The following is a 14,261-nucleotide window of genomic DNA, read 5'->3' on the forward strand; positions in this document are numbered from 1 at the left end:
AAGGGAAGACTAAGATGGGAATATTTGAACGTTACCTTTCACTCTGGGTAGCCTTGGGGATTGCTACCGGGGTGGTTTTCGGCAGCCTGGCGCCCGCTTCGTTTGCCAGTCTGGCAGCGCTCGAATATGCACAGGTCAATCTGGTGGTAGCGCTGCTTATCTGGCTGATGATCTACCCGATGATGATTCAAATCGACTTTCGCTCACTGAAGGAGGTCGGCAGTAAACCCAAAGGTCTGATACTGACGCTGACAGTGAACTGGTTGATCAAGCCGTTCAGTATGGCGTTGCTCGGTTGGTTATTTTTCCATTACCTGTTCGCTGACTGGGTAGATCCGCAGTCAGCCAGTGAATATATAGCGGGCATGATTTTATTGGGGGCGGCGCCTTGTACGGCGATGGTTTTCGTTTGGAGTCAGTTGACCAAAGGCGATCCCAGCTACACCTTGATGCAGGTCTCGATCAACGACATCATCATGGTGTTTGCTTTCGCTCCCATAACCGCCTTCTTGTTGGGCGTTAGCGATATTCAGGTGCCTTGGGAAACTCTGCTGCTCTCGGTCGCTATGTACGTAGTGCTGCCGCTGGTGGCTGGGATGCTTACGCGCAAACTGTTGCGCGCGAATGATGATCACCGCCGTCTGGACGCGTTTGTCAGCCGCTTGAAGCCCTGGTCGATCGTCGGCTTGCTGGCAACGGTCGTGCTACTTTTTGGTTTCCAAGCCGAAACTATCCTGCGACAGCCAACGGTGATTATTTTGATCGCCGTGCCGTTATTGATCCAGACCTACGGTATTTTTGCCCTTACCTATGTCGTCGCTAAACGTTTAAGGCTGGCGCACTCTGTTGCGGCCCCTGCCTGCATGATCGCCACATCAAATTTTTTCGAGTTAGCGGTAGCAGTGGCGATTTCCTTATTTGGCTTACACTCGGGCGCCGCCCTGGCAACCGTCGTAGGTGTGCTGGTTGAGGTACCCGTAATGTTGTCACTGGTCTGGCTGCTCAACCGCAATAGAGGAAGCTTTAGTTGATCTAGGCTACTTGCCAATGCAGAAGCTGGAAAAGATGCGTCCCAGCAGGTCATCGGCGCTGAAAACACCAGTGATGCTACCGAGCGATTGCTGTGCCATACGCAGATCTTCCGCCAGTAGCTCGCCAGCGCCCATCAGCGTCAGCTGTTGATAGCCGTGGCCAAGATGAAGGGCAGCCTCTTCCAGCGCGTCCAGATGGCGCCTGCGAGCGCTGAACAGGCTTTCGCCGGTCTGCTCGAATCCCATGCAGGCTTTCAGGTGCTCGCGTAGCAGCTCAATGCCCTCGCCTTGCCTGGCGGAAACGCGCAAGCTTACCGAGCCATCCGCTGCGGTGGCGGTGCCCACAGACTCTCCGGTGATATCCACTTTGTTGTAGATCAGCGTGACCTTGCCTGGGTCCGGCTTTAGCGCCAGAAATTCCGGCCACAACTGATCCGGGTCCATGGCTTCGGGCTGGCTGGCGTCGACCATCAGCAGAATGCGGTCTGCTTCGTTGATGGCGGCCATGGCGCGTTCCACGCCAATACGCTCAACCTGATCGTCGGTATCGCGCAGGCCCGCAGTGTCGATGATATGCAGTGGCATTCCGTCGATGTGAATATGCTCACGCAGTATGTCGCGGGTGGTACCGGCGATATCGGTGACGATAGCGCTGTCGCGGCCAGCCAAGGCATTGAGCAGACTGGATTTGCCCGCATTCGGGCGGCCGGCAATCACCACTGTCATGCCGTCCCGCAGCAGCGCACCTTGCCCTGCCTGGCGTTGTACCTGGGTCAACTCGGCCTGCACTGCCTCTAGCTGCGAGAGCACATGACCGTCGGCGAGAAAGTCTATTTCTTCCTCGGGAAAGTCGATGGCGGCTTCAACGTAGATACGCAGGGCAATCAATGATTCGGTCAGCGCATTAACGCGATCCGAGAACACGCCCTGCAAGGAATTGAGTGCATTGCGCGCAGCTTGTTCAGAGCTGGCTTCAATCAGGTCGGCAATGGCCTCAGCCTGCGCCAGGTCCAGTTTGTCATTCAGGAAGGCGCGTTCACTGAACTCACCTGGCCGGGCCTGACGCGCACCGGCAGCAAGGCAGGCTTTGAGCAGCAAGTCCATTACCACAGGACCACCATGCCCTTGTAACTCCAGCACGTCTTCACCGGTAAAGGAATGCGGCCCAGGGAAGAACAGCGTCAGCCCCTGATCCAGCGCCTGTTCACCGGACCAGAAAGGCCCGTAGTGAGCGTATCTCGGCTTGGGCTCACGGCGCGCAATCAGCCTGGCTATCGGCAAGGCACTCGGGCCAGACACGCGGATAATGCCAACGCCACCCTGACCGGGCGCGGTGGCCAGTGCGGCTATGGTATCGGCGTGGTAAGGCTGGTTCATGGTCGCTCCTGGTCATTCACTGGCATGGCATACACAAAGCAAAACGCCCCGAAAACGGGGCGTTTGACTGGCAGATTCGCGATCAGCTCTTGGCGGCTGCGCCCTTCTCGATCTGACGAGTAATGTACCACTGTTGTGCGATAGACAGGCAGTTGTTGACCACCCAGTACAGCACCAGACCAGCCGGGAACCAGAGGAAGAAGAAGGTGAAGACGATAGGCAGCATCTTCATGACCTTGGCCTGCATCGGATCTGGCGGAGTCGGGTTCAGCTGCTGCTGCAGGAACATGGTCGCGCCCATGATGATCGGCAGTATGAAGTAGGGATCCTTCAGCGACAGGTCAGTGATCCAGCCCAGCCACTCGGCCTGACGAATCTCGACGCTCTCCATGAGTACCCAATACAGCGAGATGAAGACCGGCATCTGCACCAGAATCGGCAAGCAGCCGCCCAGCGGATTGATCTTCTCTTTCTTGTACAGCTCCATCATGCCCTGCGACATCTTCTGACGGTCGTCGCCGTGCTGTTCACGCAGTGCCTGCAGTTTGGGTGCTACCCGGCGCATGTTGGCCATTGAGCGATAGCTGGTGGCAGACAGCGGGAAGAAGATCAGCTTGATCAGACAGGTCAGCAGGATGATGCTCCAGCCCCAGTTACCGACGAAGCTGTGGATGAAGCTCAGCACGACAAACAACGGCTGGGCAATCCACCAGAGGAAACCATAGTCGATGGTTAAATCCAGACCGGGCGAAATCGCTTTCAGGTCGTCCTGAATCTTCGGACCCGCATAGAACTGGCTCTTGATCGTGGCCTGCTCACCTGGCCCAACGCTGACCGAGGGGCTGGTGAAACGAACGATGTAGTTGCCCTGACTATCCTTCAGTGTGCTGAAGGTGTGCTGGGTGTTCGCATCGGGTATCCAGGCACTGACAAAGTAATGCTGGAGCCAGGCAATCCAGCCGCCGTTGACCTTTTCGTTCAGCTTTTCGTCATCCAGCTCGCCCATCTTCATCTTGGTATAAGAGCTGTCTGCGCTCCAGTAGGCAGCACCCAGGAAGGTGGCCATGCCGGTGGCAGTAGAGCTGGAAGGATCGCCGCTGCTATCGCGCTTGAGCTGCCCAAAGGCACTGCCGGACCAGCTCTCGGTGCTCTGATTGTCGATCAGGTAGTCCACTTCAACCAGATAGGTGTCGCGGCTGAAAGTGTAGCGCTTGGTGAAGTTAACGCCTGCATCGCTGGTTTTCAGGTCAACCACCAGGCTGTCCTGACCCTCGCTCAGGGTATAGCTGCTCTGCTCGCTGGTGTAGCGTGCCCGACCTTTGGCACTATCCGGACCCTGGCGGCCAGTCAGACCACTTTGCGCGACGTACAGACGGTTGCTGGACTGTTCCATCAGCTGGAAAGGCAGATCCGGACGATCCTTGCGCGCTGGGTATTGGGGCAGTGACAGCGAGACAATGTCGCCGCCAATCGGGTTGATGGTGACATTCAGCGTACCGGTCGAAACCTGGATAAGGTTGTCGTTCTGTTTGGCTGGCAGGTCACCGGCGCTCACGGTAGGTTCACCGTTGGCATCGATTGGCTGGGGAACATCGCTGTTCGCACCATCAGCCAAAGGAGCAGTGTCGGTAGGCAGATCGGAATTATTGATCGGTGCCACGTTGGTTTCAGCAACAGGGGGAAGATCCTGTTGCATGAAATCAGTGTTCCACTGCAAAACCATGAGATAGGTAATCACGAGCAAGGCAGCTATGAGGATATTTCGTTGCATGTTCATGGTTTTTTGGCCATCTGGGAAGGTCGGTTGTCAGAGTGAGTTGGTACTGGATCGTACCCGCCAGGATTCCACGGGTGACAGCGCCCCAGGCGCCGGGCACTCAGCGCAACGCCTTTGAGCAAACCATGTTGTTCTATGGCTTCTTGGGCGTAGCAGGAACAGGAGGGATAGAAACGGCAATGGCTGGCCATCAGAGGACTGATAGCGTAGCGGTAAACCTTGATCAGTCCGAGTGCGACATTACGCATTGGATGACGGGGGTCCAGAGGTGCGTGAGCGATTTTTTGCAGCGGTCTTAATAAGCCTGCGCCACATGCCCTCGTAGAGAGCATGTAGAGCAGTATTGTCCAGGTCGCCTACGCCCTTACGAGCGAGCACGACAATATCCAGGTTGCCCAACTCAGCGCGATGCTGGCGGAACGACTCACGGGCGACACGCTTGACCTTGTTACGATCAACTGCCCGCCGGACATTTTTCTTGGCAATAACCAGACCCAGCCTGGCGTGTGCCAGTTCGTTCTCTCTGGCAAGCAACAACAGACTGGGTCCTGAGGCTTTACAGGTGGCTCCATCGAATACGTTCTTGAAATGAGCAGGCGTTAATAGCCTGTATTCAGGAGCGAAGCCGAGACCCACCTGGCAGCCGGTTCTTAAGCTGACAGGCGCTGACGGCCTTTGGCACGACGACGGGCCAAAACCGCACGACCGTTTTTGGTGGCCATACGTGCACGGAAACCATGGTTGCGCTTGCGCTTCAATACGCTGGGTTGGAACGTTCTTTTCATCTTCAGATACCTGAGTAATTCACATCAGAGCAAAGTGCCCTTTCAAGGGATCGGCAATTCTAGAGAATAAGATCGCTTAGGTCAATTTGAATTACACCTGATTGGATAACTAAAAAACAAAATAAAATCAGATCTTTAAATAGATAAATGATGTTGTTGTATATGGTGCAGCACTTTTCCGTGGATAAGTCATTTAACCGCTTTTAAATCATGCTCTTGGCGCAAGTATAACCTTGTGGGAAAGCGGTTGGCAGGAGGGGGTCAAAGATGTGCTCTTGTTGTGGATAAAGTGGCTAGATATCCACAGGCAGACTTACCCACTGCTTTTAGCGATAGTTGCCAACAAAGCTCAAGTGCGGTTTTCCACAAGGTCTACAGGGCACGTTTTGCAAGGCTCGGTAGCCTGAATTTAAAAGTACGCCGGTTTTTAGTGCTACTTACTGACGCATGCCGAAGAGTGGAATCAGTGCCATCCAGTGTGGATAAGTCGTTGGTGAAGGGATAGAATAGTCGGCTATGTTGTACCGCCTGAGCGCTGGCTTTTGTGGTAACCATCCGACTTCAATAAAAACCGCCACCCGTGGCGGACCGGGGGATTTAGTGTCTGTTGAACTATGGCAGCAATGCATCGATTTTTTGCGAGATGAGCTTCCATCCCAACAGTTCAATACGTGGATTCGTCCCTTACAGGCCGATGGTGATCAGAGTGAGATCCGCCTTTATGCACCCAACCGTTTTGTTCTTGATTGGGTCAACGACAAGTACCTGAACCGTATTCAGGAGCTGCTTGATGACTTGTCGCATGGTCAGGCGCCTTTGGTGTCGCTACTGATCGGTAGTCGTCGCACTACTTCCGCAGGTGCTGTTGCGCCGCGTCCAAGCGGTAACGCAACGTCGGCCCCTTCCGCTCCAGCTAGTCAGCCGCCGCCACCCGCTCCGCGTCAAACCGCGCCAGCCGCCGCGCCCCGTGCGCAGGTCAGCGCACAGGGTTTTCAGCCGGACGCGGGCAAAGCCTTCGCAGAATCCGATGAAGAGAATCGCACAGCGCCTGATCGTAACGAGCAAGCCGGTAATAATCTGGTCAAGCACACCAGTTACCTGAATCGCAGTTTTACCTTTGAGAATTTTGTTGAGGGTAAATCCAACCAGCTTGCTCGTGCAGCTGCCTGGCAGGTCGCCGACAATTTGAAGCACGGCTATAACCCGCTCTTCCTTTATGGCGGCGTTGGTCTGGGTAAGACGCATTTGATGCACGCGGTGGGCAATCACCTGCTAAAGAAAAATCCCGCAGCAAAAATTGTTTATCTGCATTCCGAGCGTTTTGTTGCCGATATGGTCAAGGCGCTGCAGATGAATGCGATCAACGACTTTAAGCGCTACTACCGTTCGGTTGATGCGTTGCTGATTGACGATATTCAGTTTTTCGCCAAGAAGGAGCGTTCACAGGAAGAGTTCTTTCATACCTTTAACGCACTGCTTGAAGGCGGTCAGCAGGTCATTCTGACCAGTGATCGTTACCCGCGTGAAATTGATGGCTTGGAAGAACGTCTCAAATCCCGTTTTGGTTGGGGGCTGACGGTGGCGGTTGAGCCGCCGGAGTTGGAAACCCGCGTTGCCATCCTGATGAAGAAGGCCGAGCAGTCGCGCGTAGATTTGCCGCATGACGCGGCCTTCTTTATTGCGCAGCGTATTCGTTCCAACGTGCGTGAGCTAGAGGGTGCACTCAAGCGGGTTATCGCCAGCTCTCACTTTATGGGTCGGGATATCACCATTGAGTTGATCCGTGACTCGCTCAAGGACCTGCTGGCCTTGCAGGACAAGTTGGTCAGTATTGATAATATTCAACGTACCGTCGCCGAGTACTACAAGATCAAGGTGTCCGACGTACTGTCCAAGCGCCGTTCGCGTTCGGTGGCCAGGCCGCGCCAGGTGGCTATGGCGCTATCAAAAGAGCTAACCAACCATAGCTTGCCCGAGATCGGCGATGCCTTTGGTGGTCGTGATCACACAACGGTGTTGCACGCTACGCGTAAAATTGCAGAACTGCGTGAAATTGACGCTGATATCCGCGAAGATTACAAGAATCTGTTAAGGACTCTGACTACCTGATAGTCAAGCAACCATCTGCCAAACTGCACGAGGTCGAGGAAGACAAATGCAATTCACCATTCAGCGCGAAGCCCTGTTGAAGCCCCTGCAATTGGTAGCGGGGGTTGTTGAACGTCGTCAGACACTCCCGGTGCTGTCCAACGTGTTGTTGGTCGTAGACGGCAATACCCTGTCGATGACCGGTACCGATCTTGAAGTTGAGCTCGTGGGTCGGATTAACCTGGAAGAGTCAGCCGAGGCCGGTGAGGTTACCGTCCCCGCGCGCAAGCTGATGGACATCTGCAAATCATTGCCGGATGACGCCACGTTGACCTTCAAGGTCGAAGAAAACAAAGCGATCATCAAGGCAGGGCGCAGCCGCTTTACCTTGGCTACTCTGCCGGCCAATGACTTCCCTAATGTGGAAGACGGTCCTGGCGCTATGAGTTTTTCAATCAGCCAGGCGAAACTACGCCGTCTGATTGAGCGCACCAGTTTTGCGATGGCGCAGCAGGATGTGCGTTATTACCTCAACGGCCTGCTGCTTGAGATCAATAAGGGGCAGTTGCGTGCAGTGGCTACCGATGGTCACCGTATGGCGATGTGCACCGTGGATGCGGAGATAGATTACCAGGAGCGCTATCAGCTGATCGTGCCGCGCAAAGGTATTCTCGAATTGTCTCGATTGCTGGGTGAAGCAGATAACAGCGTTAACATTGTGTTGGGCACCCATCACATTCGCGCGACCACCGGTGACTTTACCTTCACCTCCAAGTTGGTAGACGGCAAGTTTCCGGACTATGAGCGTGTGCTGCCACGCGGCGGTGACAAGATTGTATTGGCCGACCGTCAAATGCTGCGTGATGCCTTCAGTCGTACGTCGATTCTGTCTAACGAAAAGTACCGCGGTATTCGTTTGATGCTGCAGGCTGGCCAGTTGAAGATTCAGGCCAACAACCCTGAGCAGGAAGAAGCGGAAGAAGAAGTGATGGTCGATTACAACGGTAGTGCGCTGGAGATTGGCTTTAATGTCAGTTATCTGCTCGATGTGATGAACGTGCTGGGTCATGAACAGGCGAAGCTGATTTTGTCCGATGCCAACAGCAGTGCCTTGGTTCAGGAAGCCGAGTCCGAAGACAGTCTTTACGTCGTCATGCCTATGCGCCTCTAACGCGTAATGCCGCTAAAACGCCTTTCCGTCACCGCGGTGCGCAATTTGCACCCGGTGACCATCTTCCCCTCCCCTCGTATCAATATCCTTTCCGGCGCCAACGGTAGTGGTAAAACCAGCCTGCTGGAAGCCGTGCATATTTTGGGTCTGGCTCGTTCTTTTCGCAGTACACGCCTTCAGCCGGTTATTCAGTACGAGCAGAATGCCTGCACAGTCTTTGCTGAAATTGAGCGACCTGGTGTGCCGCTGTGTTCCATGGGCATTACCCGTAACAAACAGGCCGATTACGAGATACGGGTGAACGGCCAGAATGTTAAAAGCACCGCTCAGCTCGCCGAAACCTTGCCGCTACAACTGATCAACCCCGATAGCTTTCGCTTGCTCGAAGGAGCGCCTAAACAGCGCAGGCAGTATCTCGATTGGGGTGTGTTCCACGTGGAACATCGTTTTCTGCCTGCCTGGCAGCGTCTGCAAAAGAGCCTGAAACAACGGAATTCATTGCTCCGACGTGGTAGAATCGAGCGTTCGATGTTGTCCCCGTGGGAGACAGAGCTGGTCGCCGCTGGCGAGCAGATAGACCTGTTCCGCAGGGAGTACATCAGCCAGCTAAAGCCGGTATTTGAAGCGGTGCTCGGTGAGCTCTTGCAGCTCGATGGTTTGTCCCTCAGTTACTATCGCGGCTGGGACAAGGAGCGCTCTCTGGCTGAGGTGTTGGATAGTCAGTTTGATCGTGACCTATCGATAGGGCATACCCAATCCGGGCCTCAACGCGCTGACTTGCGGCTAAGAATCCAGGGGCTCAATGCGGCTGAGGTTTTGTCTAGGGGGCAGCAGAAGCTTGTGGTCTGCGCGTTGAAGTTGGCGCAGGGGCGAATGCTAAAGGAGTTTGGGCGGCAACAGGACTGCGTATTCCTGGTTGATGACCTTCCTTCCGAGCTTGATCAGAACCACCGGCAGGCGCTTTGTAGTTTGCTTGAGTCGCTCGACTGTCAGGTGTTTATCACCTGCGTTGAGCCTGAGCCGCTATTGAACTGCTGGAAAAAAGAGACACCTTTATCCATGTTCCACGTGGAACATGGACACATTGTGCAGACCGAATGAAGTCTGGAGTGACTTAAGATGACCGACAATAAAGCCTATGATTCATCGAGCATTAAGGTACTGAAAGGCCTTGATGCAGTCCGTAAGCGTCCTGGTATGTATATCGGTGATACGGACGATGGCACGGGCCTCCACCATATGGTCTTTGAAGTCGTCGATAACTCTATCGATGAAGCCCTCGCGGGACACTGTACCGATATCGACATTATCATCCACACCGATGAGTCCATCACCGTACGCGACAACGGTCGCGGCATTCCGGTAGACGCTCACGAAGAAGGCGTCTCTGCAGCCGAGGTCATCATGACCGTGCTGCACGCCGGTGGTAAGTTCGATGACAACAGCTACAAAGTGTCTGGCGGCCTGCACGGTGTAGGGGTATCCGTGGTCAACGCGCTCTCTGAGGAGCTGATCCTGACTGTGCGACGCCACAACAAAGTGTGGGAGCAGACCTACGTCCATGGCGTCCCACAGGCTCCTCTCGCGCCGGTTGGTGATACTGACAGCACAGGCACCCAGATTCACTTCAAGCCATCTTCCGAAACCTTCAGCAGCATCAGTTTCAGCTGGGATATCCTCGCCAAGCGATTGCGTGAATTGTCCTTTTTGAACTCGGGTGTCGGTATCAACCTGACTGACGAGCGTTCGGGTAAGAAGGAACTGTTCAAATACGAAGGCGGCCTGCGGGCATTCGTTGATTACCTCAACGTCAACAAGACCACCATCAACTCCGTGTTTCACTTCAACCTGCAGCGCGACGATGGTATTGCAGTAGAAGTGGCGATGCAGTGGAATGACAGTTTCAACGAGAGCATCCTCTGTTTTACCAACAACATTCCGCAGCGCGATGGTGGTGCTCACCTTGCCGGTTTTCGTAGTGCCCTTACCCGCACACTGAATACCTACATCGAGCAGGAAGGTCTGCTGAAAAAGCTGAAGGTGGCAACTTCCGGTGATGATGCCCGTGAAGGTCTGACCGCGATCATTTCGGTTAAAGTGCCCGATCCCAAGTTCTCGTCGCAAACCAAAGATAAACTGGTTTCGTCAGAAGTGAAGACGGCAGTAGAGCAGGAAATGAACAAGTCCTTTGCTGATTACCTGTTGGAAAAACCAGGCGAAGCCAAGGCCGTTGTCGGCAAGATGATTGATGCTGCCCGCGCCCGTGAAGCAGCACGCAAAGCGCGTGAAATGACACGTCGCAAAGGTGCTCTGGATATAGCAGGTTTGCCCGGCAAGCTGGCTGACTGTCAGGAGAAAGACCCTGCCCTTTCCGAACTCTACATAGTGGAGGGTGACTCGGCCGGCGGATCCGCCAAACAGGGCCGAAATCGTAAGACGCAGGCGATCCTCCCGCTTAAGGGTAAGATTCTTAACGTTGAAAAAGCGCGCTTTGACAAGATGCTCTCCTCTGCGGAAGTCGGCACGCTGATCACTGCCTTGGGTTGTGGCATTGGCCGTGAAGAGTTCAATATCGAGAAGTTACGCTACCACAACATCATCATCATGACCGATGCTGACGTCGACGGCTCACACATTCGTACCCTGCTGTTGACCTTCTTCTTCCGTCAAATGCCTGAGCTGATCGAGAACGGCTACATCTATATCGCCCAGCCACCACTCTACAAGATCAAGAAAGGTAAGCAGGAACAGTATCTGAAGGACGATGAAGCACTGGAAGAATATCTGACGCAGTCTGCGTTGGAAGATTCCTACCTGTTCGTCAACGAGGATGCACCTGGGATTACCGGTGAAGCGCTGGAGCGCATCGTGCAGGAGTTCCGCTCGGTAATGCGCACGCTCAAGCGTCTGGCTCGGCTGTATCCACAGGAACTGATGGAGCACTTCATCTATCTGCCGCGTCTCACCGTGGAAAACCTGGCAGACAAAGCCTACATGGATACCTGGTTGAAAGGCTTTGAAGCCCGTGTATTGACCGGTGAGAAATCTGGCCAGCAATACAACGTCAACCTGCGTGAAGATCGCGAGCGTCACCTGTGGTTGCCCGAGGTGGAGTCCATCACTCACGGCCTCTCAAGCTATGTCACCTTTAACCGTGACCTGTTCGCGAGTAACGACTACCGCACTATGGCGGAGTTGGGCGAGAAGCTACAGAGCCTGCTGGAGTCTGGCGCCTACATGCAGCGCGGCGAGAAGAAGAAGCCGATCAGTACCTTCAAGGAAGCACTGGAATGGATGATGACGGAAACAGCGCGTCGCCACACTATTCAGCGCTACAAAGGTCTGGGCGAGATGAACCCGGATCAGTTGTGGGAAACCACGATGGACCCGGAAAGCCGCCGTATGCTGCAGGTGAATGTTGAGGACGCCATTGCGGCGGACCAAATCTTCAACACTCTGATGGGCGACCACGTTGAACCGCGTCGTGAGTTCATCGAGAGTAACGCTTTGGCAGTATCCAACCTGGATGTCTGATCCCGGTGTAGGCGGGCAAAGTTAAACGCCCGGTTGGACAAAGTTAAGTGTTCGGTCAAAGTTAATGGCCAGTGTAGTCCCCGGTAGCCTAGCTATCGGGGATTTTTCATTTTAGCGTTCGTATAAGCTTGCTGGGTCTTTGCTGGCTAGATGACCGCCCCATCGCTCGTCGCTTTCGGCTCCGGTGAAGATGATCAGGTGTGGTTGCGTTTGATAGCGCTTGAATGCACCGGGAGGAAACAGCAAACTCAAATAATTGCCTGATTATCAAGGAACGACGTCTAAACATGTCTCACACCATCACCCTGCAACAGCTCGAGTCCTATCTCTGGGAAGCCGCCGACATACTGCGTGGCAACATGGATGCATCTGAATTCAAGGATTACATCTTCGGAATGATGTTCCTAAAGCGCCTTTCAGATGCCTTCGACGAAGCACGGGACATAGTCATCAAGTACTACATAAGCAAAGGCAAGACCGAAGCTCAGGCTAGGGATCTTGCCGATGACGAAGACGAGTATGATAAGACCTTCTACATTCCGCCGATTGCCCGATGGGACGCCATCAAGGATTTGAAACACGATATCGGAGCAGAGCTAAACAAGGCTACGGAAGCCATCGAAGAATTCAATGCCTCGCTGGAAGGCGTTCTGGTCTCCATCGACTTCAATATCAAGAATAAGCTATCCGACAAAAAGCTGCGGGACCTGCTTAGTCATTTCAGCCGTTATCGCCTCCGCAATGCCGACTTCGAGCGCCCGGACCTGCTGGGCACTGCCTATGAATACTTGATCAAGATGTTCGCAGACAGCGCCGGCAAAAAGGGCGGTGAATTTTACACCCCTTCCGAGGTGGTGCAGTTGCTAGTGGCATTGCTCAAGCCACATGCCGGCATGCGTATCTATGACCCCACTGCGGGTTCTGGTGGCATGCTAGTGCAAACCCGGAACTACCTGCTGTCCCATGGTGAGAACGCCTCGAACCTGTCGCTGTTCGGTCAGGAAATGAATCTGAACACCTGGGCAATCTGCAAGATGAACATGTTTTTGCATGGGGTCTACAGTGCGGATATCCGCAAAGGTGACACCCTGGGTGATCCGCAACACACCGAAGGCGGCGAGTTGATGACCTTCGACAGGGTCATCGCCAATCCGCCTTTCAGTCTGAAAAAATGGGGCAAGACTGAGGCTGATAATGATGCCTATGGGCGTTATCCCTACGGAACGCCGCCCCAAGACTCAGGCGATCTGGCCTTTGTTCAGCACATGATAGCTAGCCTGAACAATGAAGGCATCATGGGCGTGGTCATGCCCCATGGTGTGTTGTTCCGGGGGGCCAGTGAGAAGGAGATCCGTAAAGGCATCCTGAATGATGACTTGCTGGAAGCGGTGATAGGCTTACCGGCTGGACTGTTCTACGGCACCGGCATCCCCGCATGCCTGTTGATCATCAACAAGCACAAACCGACAGCACGCAAAGGAAAGGTTCTGTTTATCAACAGCGAACTTGAATATGAAGAAGGCAAAAACCAGAACAAGCTGCGGCCGCAGGACATCGACAAGATCATTACCACCTTTGATGAGCACGTGGACATCAAACGCTACGCCAAGGTAGTCACTTTGGCGGAGATTGCCGAAAACGATTACAACCTGAATATCCGCCGCTACGCTGACACCTCACCCCCGCGGGAAATTTTTGATGTACGAGCCATTCTGCATGGTGGTATCCCAGTGCGAGAAGTGGAGAGCGAGTACATCAGGGAAGAAATTCTGGAAGATTTTGATGTGTCCAAGGTGTTTGTGCGACGGGATGCGGGCTATTACAGCTTTAAGCCAGAGCTCAAAAGTAAGGAAGCCGTCCGGCAAGCAGCCGTTGATGCGCCTACAGCAGTCATCGGCCAGCTGGAACGCTGGTGGGATAAATATCGGGTGTCGCTGAACGAGTTGAATGCACAGGTGGCTGAAGCGGAAAGTGCAATGAAGGTTTATCTGGCGGAGCTGGGGTATGAGTAATAGTAGAGCCCCTGAAGGGTGGAAGCCAACAACGATTGGTGACTTAGTAACACTTCAATATGGTAAATCACCAAAGGAAGTAATGTCTGATGATGGACAATACCCGGTCATTGGTACTGGGGGTATTACCGGATATGCGTCATCGTATCTTTATGATGGAAGCACGACGGTCGTAGGCCGAAAAGGCACAATAAACAAACCGTCTTACATTGAAGGCAAATTCTGGGCAATTGACACAACCTACTTTGGTACGAATTACAAAGACGCGGACCCGAAGTGGTTTTATTACAGCCTGAATTCTTTTGATCTTGCAAAATACAATGAGGCGAGTGGTGTTCCCAGCCTAGGACGTGAAACCCGGCGGCGGCAAAAACTGAGTGCAACACCTGACCTTTCCGGTACGGTGCTGCCCTATGTCTTATTCCGAACTCAGCGTTGCAGAGCGTGCCACCATTCAAGTTAGTCATGCCCAAGGCCTCAGCTTGC

The 14,261-nt window shown here is 53.9% G+C and carries 11 protein-coding genes and 1 pseudogene; 7 read left to right on the plus strand and 5 right to left on the minus strand.

The annotated features are described in order from the left end of the window. Positions 1-14: 14 nt before the first annotated feature. The gene (gene arsB / locus H4J77_RS06915) at positions 15-1,031 is read left to right on the plus strand and encodes an ACR3 family arsenite efflux transporter (RefSeq protein ID WP_123888037.1); all 1,017 of its coding nucleotides are present in this window, start codon (positions 15-17) and stop codon (positions 1,029-1,031) included. 6 nt (positions 1,032-1,037) lie between these two features. Here the strand turns inward: arsB and mnmE are convergent, their stop codons facing one another. The 5 genes from mnmE to rpmH form a co-directional block, all read right to left on the minus strand. Further along, the gene (mnmE, locus tag H4J77_RS06920) at positions 1,038-2,408 is read right to left on the minus strand and encodes a tRNA uridine-5-carboxymethylaminomethyl(34) synthesis GTPase MnmE (RefSeq protein WP_123888036.1); all 1,371 of its coding nucleotides are present in this window, start codon (positions 2,406-2,408) and stop codon (positions 1,038-1,040) included. 82 nt (positions 2,409-2,490) lie between these two features. Beyond that, the gene (yidC, locus tag H4J77_RS06925) at positions 2,491-4,185 is read right to left on the minus strand and encodes a membrane protein insertase YidC (RefSeq protein ID WP_123888035.1); all 1,695 of its coding nucleotides are present in this window, start codon (positions 4,183-4,185) and stop codon (positions 2,491-2,493) included. Next, entirely contained in the window at positions 4,182-4,433 is a 252-nt protein-coding gene (gene yidD / locus H4J77_RS06930) for a membrane protein insertion efficiency factor YidD (RefSeq protein ID WP_123888034.1), read from the minus strand. The genes yidC and yidD overlap by 4 nt, the downstream gene beginning before the upstream one ends. Then, positions 4,426-4,821 (minus strand): ribonuclease P protein component, encoded by a 396-nt coding sequence (gene rnpA / locus H4J77_RS06935; RefSeq protein ID WP_123888033.1) that lies wholly within the window; start codon positions 4,819-4,821, stop codon positions 4,426-4,428. The genes yidD and rnpA overlap by 8 nt, the downstream gene beginning before the upstream one ends. Positions 4,822-4,835: 14 nt before the next feature. Further along, entirely contained in the window at positions 4,836-4,970 is a 135-nt protein-coding gene (gene rpmH, locus H4J77_RS06940) for a 50S ribosomal protein L34 (protein WP_092286972.1), read from the minus strand. 600 nt (positions 4,971-5,570) lie between these two features. On the opposite strand from rpmH, the gene dnaA reads away from it, so the two are divergent. The 6 genes and pseudogenes from dnaA to H4J77_RS06970 all read left to right on the plus strand — a co-directional run. Then, complete coding sequence (gene dnaA / locus H4J77_RS06945) at positions 5,571-7,079, plus strand: chromosomal replication initiator protein DnaA (RefSeq protein ID WP_123888032.1); 1,509 nt, start codon at positions 5,571-5,573, stop codon at positions 7,077-7,079. A 46-nt stretch (positions 7,080-7,125) separates the two neighbouring features. Beyond that, entirely contained in the window at positions 7,126-8,229 is a 1,104-nt protein-coding gene (gene dnaN, locus H4J77_RS06950; protein ID WP_123888031.1) for a DNA polymerase III subunit beta, read from the plus strand. A 6-nt stretch (positions 8,230-8,235) separates the two neighbouring features. Beyond that, complete coding sequence (gene recF / locus H4J77_RS06955; RefSeq protein WP_182247684.1) at positions 8,236-9,330, plus strand: DNA replication/repair protein RecF; 1,095 nt, start codon at positions 8,236-8,238, stop codon at positions 9,328-9,330. 18 nt (positions 9,331-9,348) lie between these two features. Next, the gene (gene gyrB / locus H4J77_RS06960; RefSeq protein WP_182247686.1) at positions 9,349-11,763 is read left to right on the plus strand and encodes a DNA topoisomerase (ATP-hydrolyzing) subunit B; all 2,415 of its coding nucleotides are present in this window, start codon (positions 9,349-9,351) and stop codon (positions 11,761-11,763) included. A 287-nt stretch (positions 11,764-12,050) separates the two neighbouring features. Next, a complete protein-coding gene (locus tag H4J77_RS06965) occupies positions 12,051-13,775 on the plus strand; it encodes a type I restriction-modification system subunit M (protein WP_182247688.1) in 1,725 nt (574 codons plus the stop codon). Next, a pseudogene (locus tag H4J77_RS06970) lies at positions 13,768-14,121 on the plus strand (restriction endonuclease subunit S); the annotation flags it as partial. The gene H4J77_RS06965 and the pseudogene H4J77_RS06970, both read left to right, overlap by 8 nt. Positions 14,122-14,261 lie beyond the last annotated feature (140 nt).

The sequence above is a fragment of the Pseudomonas sp. 5Ae-yellow genome (assembly GCF_014077575.1).
GTDB classification, from domain to species: domain Bacteria; phylum Pseudomonadota; class Gammaproteobacteria; order Pseudomonadales; family Pseudomonadaceae; genus Halopseudomonas; species Halopseudomonas neustonica.

Bases quoted from the DNA above. Each gene is read 5' to 3' on its own strand.
- arsB (WP_123888037.1), top strand. From the start codon at position 15: ATGGGAATATTTGAACGTTACCTTTCACTCTGGGTAGCCTTGGGGATT.
- mnmE (WP_123888036.1), bottom strand. From the start codon at position 2,408: ATGAACCAGCCTTACCACGCCGATACCATAGCCGCACTGGCCACCGCG.
- yidC (WP_123888035.1), bottom strand. From the start codon at position 4,185: ATGAACATGCAACGAAATATCCTCATAGCTGCCTTGCTCGTGATTACC.
- yidD (WP_123888034.1), bottom strand. From the start codon at position 4,433: ATGCGTAATGTCGCACTCGGACTGATCAAGGTTTACCGCTACGCTATC.
- rpmH (WP_092286972.1), bottom strand. From the start codon at position 4,970: ATGAAAAGAACGTTCCAACCCAGCGTATTGAAGCGCAAGCGCAACCAT.
- dnaN (WP_123888031.1), top strand. From the start codon at position 7,126: ATGCAATTCACCATTCAGCGCGAAGCCCTGTTGAAGCCCCTGCAATTG.
- recF (WP_182247684.1), top strand. From the start codon at position 8,236: ATGCCGCTAAAACGCCTTTCCGTCACCGCGGTGCGCAATTTGCACCCG.
- gyrB (WP_182247686.1), top strand. From the start codon at position 9,349: ATGACCGACAATAAAGCCTATGATTCATCGAGCATTAAGGTACTGAAA.
- H4J77_RS06965 (WP_182247688.1), top strand. From the start codon at position 12,051: ATGTCTCACACCATCACCCTGCAACAGCTCGAGTCCTATCTCTGGGAA.